General features: G+C 64.2%; 6 protein-coding genes. 2 read left to right on the top strand and 4 right to left on the bottom strand.

Going from position 1 to position 7,708, the window contains the following annotated elements:
- Window positions 1–145 precede the first annotated feature (145 nt).
- On the top strand, window positions 146–2,011 hold the full coding sequence (gene recQ / locus Q0687_RS10285; protein ID WP_298875529.1) for a DNA helicase RecQ: 1,866 nt from the start codon (window positions 146–148) through the stop codon (window positions 2,009–2,011).
- A 199-nt stretch (window positions 2,012–2,210) separates the two neighbouring features.
- On the opposite strand, the gene Q0687_RS10280 is transcribed toward recQ, so the two are convergent.
- Window positions 2,211–3,227, bottom strand: coding sequence for a 1-aminocyclopropane-1-carboxylate deaminase (locus tag Q0687_RS10280; protein ID WP_298875527.1), 1,017 nt, complete (start codon window positions 3,225–3,227; stop codon window positions 2,211–2,213).
- Window positions 3,228–3,387: 160 nt separating this feature from the next.
- On the opposite strand from Q0687_RS10280, the gene Q0687_RS10275 reads away from it, so the two are divergent.
- Entirely contained in the window at window positions 3,388–3,852 is a 465-nt protein-coding gene (locus Q0687_RS10275) for an Lrp/AsnC ligand binding domain-containing protein (RefSeq protein WP_298875524.1), read from the top strand.
- 69 nt (window positions 3,853–3,921) lie between these two features.
- Here the strand turns inward: Q0687_RS10275 and Q0687_RS10270 are convergent, their stop codons facing one another.
- The 3 genes from Q0687_RS10270 to Q0687_RS10260 form a co-directional block, all read right to left on the bottom strand.
- Window positions 3,922–5,505 carry a GGDEF domain-containing protein gene (locus Q0687_RS10270; protein WP_298875521.1) on the bottom strand — a complete coding sequence of 528 codons (1,584 nt, stop codon included), beginning with the start codon at window positions 5,503–5,505 and terminating at the stop codon, window positions 3,922–3,924.
- Window positions 5,506–5,655: 150 nt separating this feature from the next.
- Entirely contained in the window at window positions 5,656–6,531 is an 876-nt protein-coding gene (locus Q0687_RS10265) for a hypothetical protein (protein WP_298875532.1), read from the bottom strand.
- 156 nt (window positions 6,532–6,687) lie between these two features.
- Window positions 6,688–7,623 (bottom strand): alpha/beta hydrolase, encoded by a 936-nt coding sequence (locus Q0687_RS10260; RefSeq protein ID WP_298875517.1) that lies wholly within the window; start codon window positions 7,621–7,623, stop codon window positions 6,688–6,690.
- Window positions 7,624–7,708: the final 85 nt, after the last annotated feature.

The following is a 7,708-nucleotide window of genomic DNA, read 5'->3' as shown; positions in this document are numbered from 1 at the left end:
CACCCGTCTCGCCGCTTTGCGGCGAGCCACCCTCTCCCACAAGGGAAGAGGGGAAGTGATCGCTCCCGCCCCGCAAACAGTCTTGCAACGCCAGCGCGGCCATGCGACTGCCGTTGTGACGAATCTGAAAACCCCCGACGCACCCATGTCCGTCCCTTCCACCGCTCCGCTGCCAGCGCCGGCCGATGGCCGCGATGCGCTGCCGGTGCTGCATTCGGTGTTCGGCTTGCCGGGCTTTCGCGGCGCGCAGGGCGAGATCATCAGGCACGTCACCGATGGCGGCAATTGCCTGGTGCTGATGCCGACCGGTGGCGGCAAATCGTTGTGCTATCAATTGCCGTCGCTGCTGCGCGAAGGCTGCGGTATCGTGGTCTCGCCACTGATCGCGCTGATGCGCGACCAGGTCGCGGGCCTGATCGAGGCCGGCGTCAACACCGCCGCGCTGAACTCGTCGCTGACGTTCCAGGAGGCCTCTGAGATCGAGCGTCGTCTGATCGCGGGCGATCTCGATCTGCTCTACGTTGCGCCCGAACGCCTGGTGACGCCGCGCTGCCTGTCGATGCTGGCGCAAGCCAAGGTGGCGCTGTTCGCGATCGATGAGGCGCACTGCGTCTCGCAATGGGGGCACGATTTCCGGCCCGAATATGTTGGCCTCTCCGTCATCGCCGAGCGCTTTCCGGATGTGCCGCGCATCGCGCTGACTGCGACCGCAGATGAACTGACGCGGAAAGAGATCGTCCAGCGGCTCCAGCTGACCGACAGCCCGCAATTTGTCTCCAGCTTCGACCGGCCCAACATCCGCTACGAGATCGTCGACAAGCGCAACGCCGTGTCGCAGTTGAAGGATTTCATTCGGGAGCGCCATGCCGGTGACGCCGGTGTGGTCTATTGCTTGTCGCGCAACCGCGTCGAGGAGGTCGCTGCCGCGCTCGACGAGGCCGGCATTGCAGCGCTGCCTTATCACGCCGGGCTGGACGGCCAGGTGCGCTCGCGCAACCAGGACCGTTTCCTCAACGAGGACGGCATCGTCATCGTCGCGACCATCGCCTTCGGCATGGGCATCGACAAGCCCGACGTGCGCTTCGTCGCCCATCTCGATTTGCCCAAGAGCATCGAGGCCTACTACCAGGAAACCGGACGCGCCGGGCGCGACGGCAAGCCGTCGGCTGCGTGGATGGCGTATGGGCTCTCCGACATCGTGCAGCAGCGCCGCATGATCGACGAGTCCACAGGCTCCGACGATTTCAAGCGCGTGTCGATCGGTAAACTGGATGCACTGGTCGGCCTCGCCGAGACCGCGCAGTGCCGGCGCAGGCGGTTGCTTGCCTATTTCGGTGAGGAGGTCGGCACCGAGAATTGCGGCAATTGCGACAACTGCCTGACGCCGCCCAAGATGCGCGACGGCAAGGTGCTGGCGCAGAAGCTGCTGTCCTGCGTCTATCGCACCGGACAGCGTTTCGGCGCGATGCACCTGATCGACGTGCTGATCGGACGCCTGACCGACAAGGTGACGCAGTTCGGCCACGACAAGCTGTCGGTGTTCGGCATCGGGCGCGAGCTCAACGAAAAGCAGTGGCGCACCGTGCTGCGACAGTTGGTGGCGATGGGGCATTTGCAGGCCGACAGCGAGGCGTTCGGCGCCATGAAGCTGACGGAGACTGCGCGCGGCGTGCTGCGGGGTGAGACCGAAGTGTGGCTGCGCGAGGAGGCGCCTGGAACGCGCGTCCGTGCCAGCCGCGCAAAGTCCCGCCGCGGCGACCTTGCGCCGGCTGCCGGCGCACCGCAAGGCGATGTCGATCCCGAACTGCGCGCGCGCTTGCGGTCCTGGCGTTCGGACGTGGCGCGCGAGCGCGGGGTGCCGGCCTATGTCGTGCTGCACGATGCCACCATCGACGGCATCGTCAGGGCCTGGCCGACCACGCTGGACGAGCTGCGCAACGTCCCCGGCATCGGCGACAAGAAGCTCGAGCATTACGGCGAGGAGCTGCTGCAGATCGTGCGGACGCAGTAGGCGAGCCTCGATCTCTCGCCATCGTCATCCCGGACAAGCGAAGCGCAGATCCGGGATCTATAACCACAGTCCGACGTGGTTATGCCAAGCTGGTCACCACGAGTCTTCGCCAAACGCGATCCTGTGGCTATGGGTCTCGGGCTCGCGACTTCGTCGCGCCCCGGGACGACACTGGTGGCTGTGGCGCGAGCAGAGTCCCTTAGCCGTTCCGGAACGCGTAGCCGTAGCCGTTCAGCGCCGGGGCGCCGCCGAGATGGGCGTAGAGGATCTTCGCGCCCTTCTCGAAATAGCCCTTCTTGGTCAGGTCGATCAGGCCCTGCATCGATTTGCCTTCGTAGACAGGGTCGGTGATCATCGCCTCGAGCCGCGCGGTGAGGCGGATCGCTTCCTTGGTCTCTTCCGACGGCACGCCATAGGCGGGGTAGGCATAGTCCTCGATCAGCACGACGTCGTCTGCAACGATGTCCTTGCCGAGCTCGACGAGCCTGGCGGTGTTCTGGGCGATCTCGAGCACCTGCGCCTTGGTTTGATCAGGCGTGAACGATCCGTCGATGCCGATCACCTTGCGCGCGCGGCCGTCGGCGGCGAAGCCGACCAGCATGCCGGCATGAGTCGAGCCCGTGACGGTGCAGACGATGATGTAGTCGAACTTGAAGCCGAGCTCTTTCTCCTGCTTGCGGACCTCGTCGGCGAAGCCGACATAGCCGAGCCCGCCGAATTTGTGCACGGAGGCGCCGGCCGGGATCGCATAGGGCTTGCCGCCCTCAGCCTTCACTTCCTCGACCGCCTGCTCCCAGCTCTTGCGGATGCCGATGTCGAAGCCGTCGTCAACCAGACGCACGTCGGCGCCCATGATGCGCGAGAGCATGATGTTGCCGACGCGGTCATAGACGGCGTCCTCGTGGGGCACCCAGGCTTCCTGCACGAGCCGGCACTTCATGCCGATCTTGGCTGCGACGGCCGCGATCATGCGGGTGTGGTTGGACTGCACGCCGCCGATCGACACCAGCGTGTCGGCGTTCGAGGCGATCGCATCGGGAATGATGTATTCGAGCTTGCGCAGCTTGTTGCCGCCATAGGCGAGGCCGGAGTTGCAGTCCTCGCGCTTGGCGTAGATCTCGACATTGCCGCCGAGATGCTTTGACAGCCGCTCCAGCTTCTCGATGGGCGTCGGGCCGAAGGTCAGCGGATAGCGCGGGAATTTGTCGAGGTTCATGGGATCATCCCTGATGGGCGTTGGGTCTGGGATGTGGCTAGCATTGCGCCGCATAAAGGTGCTTTCGAATATTGCGCCAATATTGCGCCTTAACTTGCACAAATTGCGCCATCAGATAAGAATTCCTCCGCGATAGAACCAATATTCGGAAGCTTCTTCCATGTCTGCCCGTCTCGACCGTATCGACCTCAAGATGTTGAGATTGCTGCAGAATAACGGCCGGCTCAGCAATGCCGAGCTGGCCGTATCAGTCGCGATCAGCCCCGCCACCTGCCATCGCCGTACCCAGCGGCTGTTCGAGGACGGCTTCATCGCCGCCGTCCGTGCCATGGTGGCGCCGAAGAAGGTGGCCAAGGGCACCCTGGTGATGGTCGGCGTGGTGCTCGACCGCTCGACTCCGGAGAGCTTTGCGACCTTCGAGCAGGCGATTACCAAGCTGAAGTTTGTGCTCGATTGCCATCTCGTCGCCGGCGACTTCGACTACTTCCTCAAGATCCGCGTCGGCGACATGGAGGATTTCAACCGCATCCATGGCGAGCAACTTATCGCGCTGCCCGGCGTGCGCCAGACCCGCACCTTCTTCGTGATGAAAGAAGTCGTCGACAACGCGCCGCTGGAGTTTTGAGCCGTTGATATTTAGGCGTGATACGCGTCTTCTACGTGCCAGTGCCCGAATAGAATTCGTTCGCGGCGATCACTCCGCTGCCTTGCTTGCAGGCGGCGGAGGATTCCAGGCGATGCAGCGATTGCGGCCTTCGTTCTTGGCCTGGTAGAGGGCCTGATCGGCCGCTCCCATCAGTGCGTCGGTGCCCGACATGCTGACGGCGGCTTCGGCAATGCCAATGCTGACGGTGACGCCGAACTGCACCTGATGCGCGTTCAACTGGATCGCCATCGCGCGCTTGCGGATGCGCTCCGCGACGAGCTTGGCGCGCGACAGGCTAGTCTCCGGCAGAAGAACCGCGAACTCCTCGCCACCGATGCGGCCGACGAGATCGGACTTGCGCTTGCCCTCGTTGCATGCGGCCGCAACAGCCTTGATCGCTTCGTCGCCGACTGCGTGACCGTAGCGGTCGTTGACCGACTTGAAATGATCGATGTCGAGCATCAGCACCGAGACCGAGCGGTAGTAGCGCTGGAAACGACTCCATTCCGCATCGAGCGCCTCCAGGAAATGCCGACGGTTGTACAGGCCCGTCAGCGAATCGGTCGTCGCCAGCCGCTCCAGCATGGCGGCCTTGTTGGTGAGATCGGTGATGTCGACATAGGTCAGCATCCGGCCGCCGTTCGACATCGTGGTGCAATGCGCCCGGATCCGCCGCCCGTCGGGCGTTTGCAGGTCGCGCACGTGGTCGCCGGCCATGACCTCGGCAACGCGCTTGCCCGGGAATTTTACCAGCTCGTTCGTCGCGAGGTCAGGTGCGCTCGCGCGCTGTGTGCGGCTCACCAGTGAAGCATAGGCCGGGCGGGCGGTGGCCTCGTCTTCGCTCACCTCCCAGAACCGGCGCATCCGCAAATTCATGAAGCTCGCGTTCAAATCGGAATCGAGCAGGAGAACGCCGTCCTGGACATTCTCCAGGGCGTCCCGCAGCAGCTTCAATTCGTCCGAGGCACGCACGATGTCGGTGACAGGCGTATAGGTCAGCATGCGCCCGCCGTCCGGCAACGGCGTGCATTGGACGCGCACGACATCGCCATTGGTTCGACGCACATCGATCGGCGTCGGATCGCCAGCCTCGATCACGCGGACGCGCTCGATCACGTGGTCCTCGAGAGCGGGGTCCGGCACCTCGTAGGCCCCGATGTCGCGCCCATGATGAAGCAGCGTGAGAATGGACGGATTGCTGTCGGCGACCTGGTCAGGCAGGTGCCACATCTGGCGAAACGACCGGTTGATCAGGCGCGCCCGGAGGTTTGCGTCGAGCAGCACGATTCCAGTCGGCACGTGATCGAGGGCGGCACGCAGGGCCAGCATCTGGGCGCGCATCAGGGCATCTTGCGAGCGTCCCTGCCCGTCGCCGGCCGGGTGCTCGACGGCATCGGGCTGCTCGAAGGCAACCCCGACCTGACGGTCCGATCGCCAGATCACCCGGCAGCTCAGGATATCGCGTCCCGCAAGCCTGAGCTGGAACCGGTCGGGAACGCCAAGGCCGCTCTCCATCTCGAGTGTCGCGGCTTCTTCGGACAGTCGGCGCACGACGCAGTCGATCGACGACTGGCCGAAATTGAAGAATATCTTCCCGGAAAGGAACGTCCGTTCCGTGACCAAGCGGGACATTCGCAGTCTCCAGTGAGAAAACACGAAGCGAAAGACCGGTCCCACTTTGGCCGAACCTTCCTTGCGACGATGTAACGCGCGCGATGTTTTTGAAGGAGGATTAACAACCGGTTGACGCGGAACTTGGAAGAGATCATCGCCACGTCGCGGTCAGTTGCGCACCGCGTAAAGCGGCGTCCGCAGCGTCAGCTGATAGGACGGCTTGGGCATCCACGCGATCTGCGCGGTGATGCCGAACAGGCGGTTGTCATTGTCATCCATGCGGTCAAGGTCGAGCCGCAGGATCGGCTGGGTGAAGGGAGCTGCCAGCGTCCGACCCGCAAGCTGGGCGCCGCCGAAGGACTGCACGCCGAGGCGGCCGATGAACTTCCAGTTGCTCGGCCATTGGTAATAGCCGCCTGCATAGAGGATCGTGTTCGGCTTGATCCGGGCGATGAGGCTGGCGATGTCGGTGTAAGTATATTGCACGCCGGCAAGCCAGCCCCGCGTCTCGTCCTCGTCCAGCGCATAGTCGAATTCCAGGACGTTGTTGAACGAATTCGTCATGCCCTGTTCGTTCGGCACCGATTGCGTCAGGGTCGATTGCAGCGTGATGGTCGGGATCCTGCCGCCGTTCTGCTGATATAGATCGGCCTGCACGCCGATATTCCAGCTGGTGATGTCGAAGGACGACCAGCCGCCGCCGAGATCCGTCGACGAGCCGGATACGCCGCCATAGAGCGAGACGCGATCGCTGACATCGACGGTCAGCGGCAGGTCGAGTGCGATCGATCGTGCGGCTGGCAATCCGCTCGGCAGCGTCGCGCCGCGTTGTGCCGCCAGCGCCTCGAACGCAGCGGAGAGTGACGTGTTGCCGAAGCCGAGGCCGAGCGTGCCCGCCGGAATCGTGGCATAGATCGTACGGAGATCCAGATAGATGTTCGGGACCGCCGGCTTTGCCCGTGCGTCCTCATCCTCCGCGTCGGCGGCCCAGGCGGCGCCGGCCAACATGGTCAGGCATAACAATCCAATCGCAGCAGCGCGCAAAGCCCAATGATGCGATGGATCGTGATGTGACACGTGACAATCCGACGCGTGGCGATCTGATGACGGAATTGTTGTTACATGAAACGTGATCGGCCGTGTGGTCAAGCGCAATCGCGGGCGATGGACGGCCGCGATGCCAGAGCCTGACTCGCGCGCTTATTTTTCCACCGCACGCCTGACCTGCTCGCCGATCTGCGACAGCACGAGCTGCGCCTGGGGCAGGATCGCGCCCATGGCGTGGAAATTGTGGACCATGCCGTCATGGCAGACGTGCTCGACCGCGACGCCCGCTGCGAGCAGCTTGCGGGCATAGGCATTGCCTTCGTCACGCATCGGGTCGAACTCGGCGGTGTGGATGATCGCGGTCGGCAGCCCTGCGAGCCGCGTCGCCCGCAACGGTGAGATGCGGGGATCGGCAGCATCCAGCCCCTCGGGCAGATAGTCGGACAGGTCAGCCTCGATGGTGGCGCGGTCGATCAGATGCCCTTCCGCGAACGCCTCGCGCGAAGGGGAAGTCTCCTCGAAATCCAGCACCGGGCAGATCAGGCATTGTGCGGCGATGGAGAGGCCGGCGCTCTGTGCCGCCTCCTGGCATACGATCGCCGCCAGCGTCGCGCCGGCAGAATCACCGCCGACCACCAGTCGCTCGGCATCGATGCTGAGCGCGGAGGCTTCGCGCGCAACCCATTCGGCGGCCGCGATCGCGTCGTCGACGGCCGCCGGATATTTGTGCTCGGGCGCGAGACGGTAGTCGACCGACACGAGACGGCACCCGGTCGCATGCGCCAGTGCCGCCGCGATACGATCATGCGTCGCAATGCTGCCAGCGACGAGCCCGCCGCCATGAAAGAAAACGAAGCCCGGCGCGCGAGGGCCGGCAGATCCCGGCGAATACAGCCGATAGGGCAGCTCTCCTCCGGGGCCGGGCAGCATGCCGTCGGAGGCGGTCACATCAGGCGCCTCGGCGCGCGCAAATTGCATCAGCTTCGCCAGCGATTGCCGCCGCATCTCGACGCTCGGCCGGCTCCGCGCCTGGGGCGCAGCTGCGGCCATCATGGTCAACAAGCGCTTCGCGAGTGGATCGAGTGGCATGCTATTGTCCCTTCTCCCCTTGTGGGAGAAGGTGGCGCGGAGCGCCGGATGAGGGGTTTCTATCAACAGATGAGATCGCGGATAG

Source organism: uncultured Bradyrhizobium sp. (assembly GCF_936928535.1).
Classification (GTDB): Bacteria; Pseudomonadota; Alphaproteobacteria; order Rhizobiales; family Xanthobacteraceae; genus Bradyrhizobium.
The sequence above is the reverse complement of the archived record's forward strand: the minus strand, read 5'-3'. Positions and strand labels throughout refer to the sequence as shown.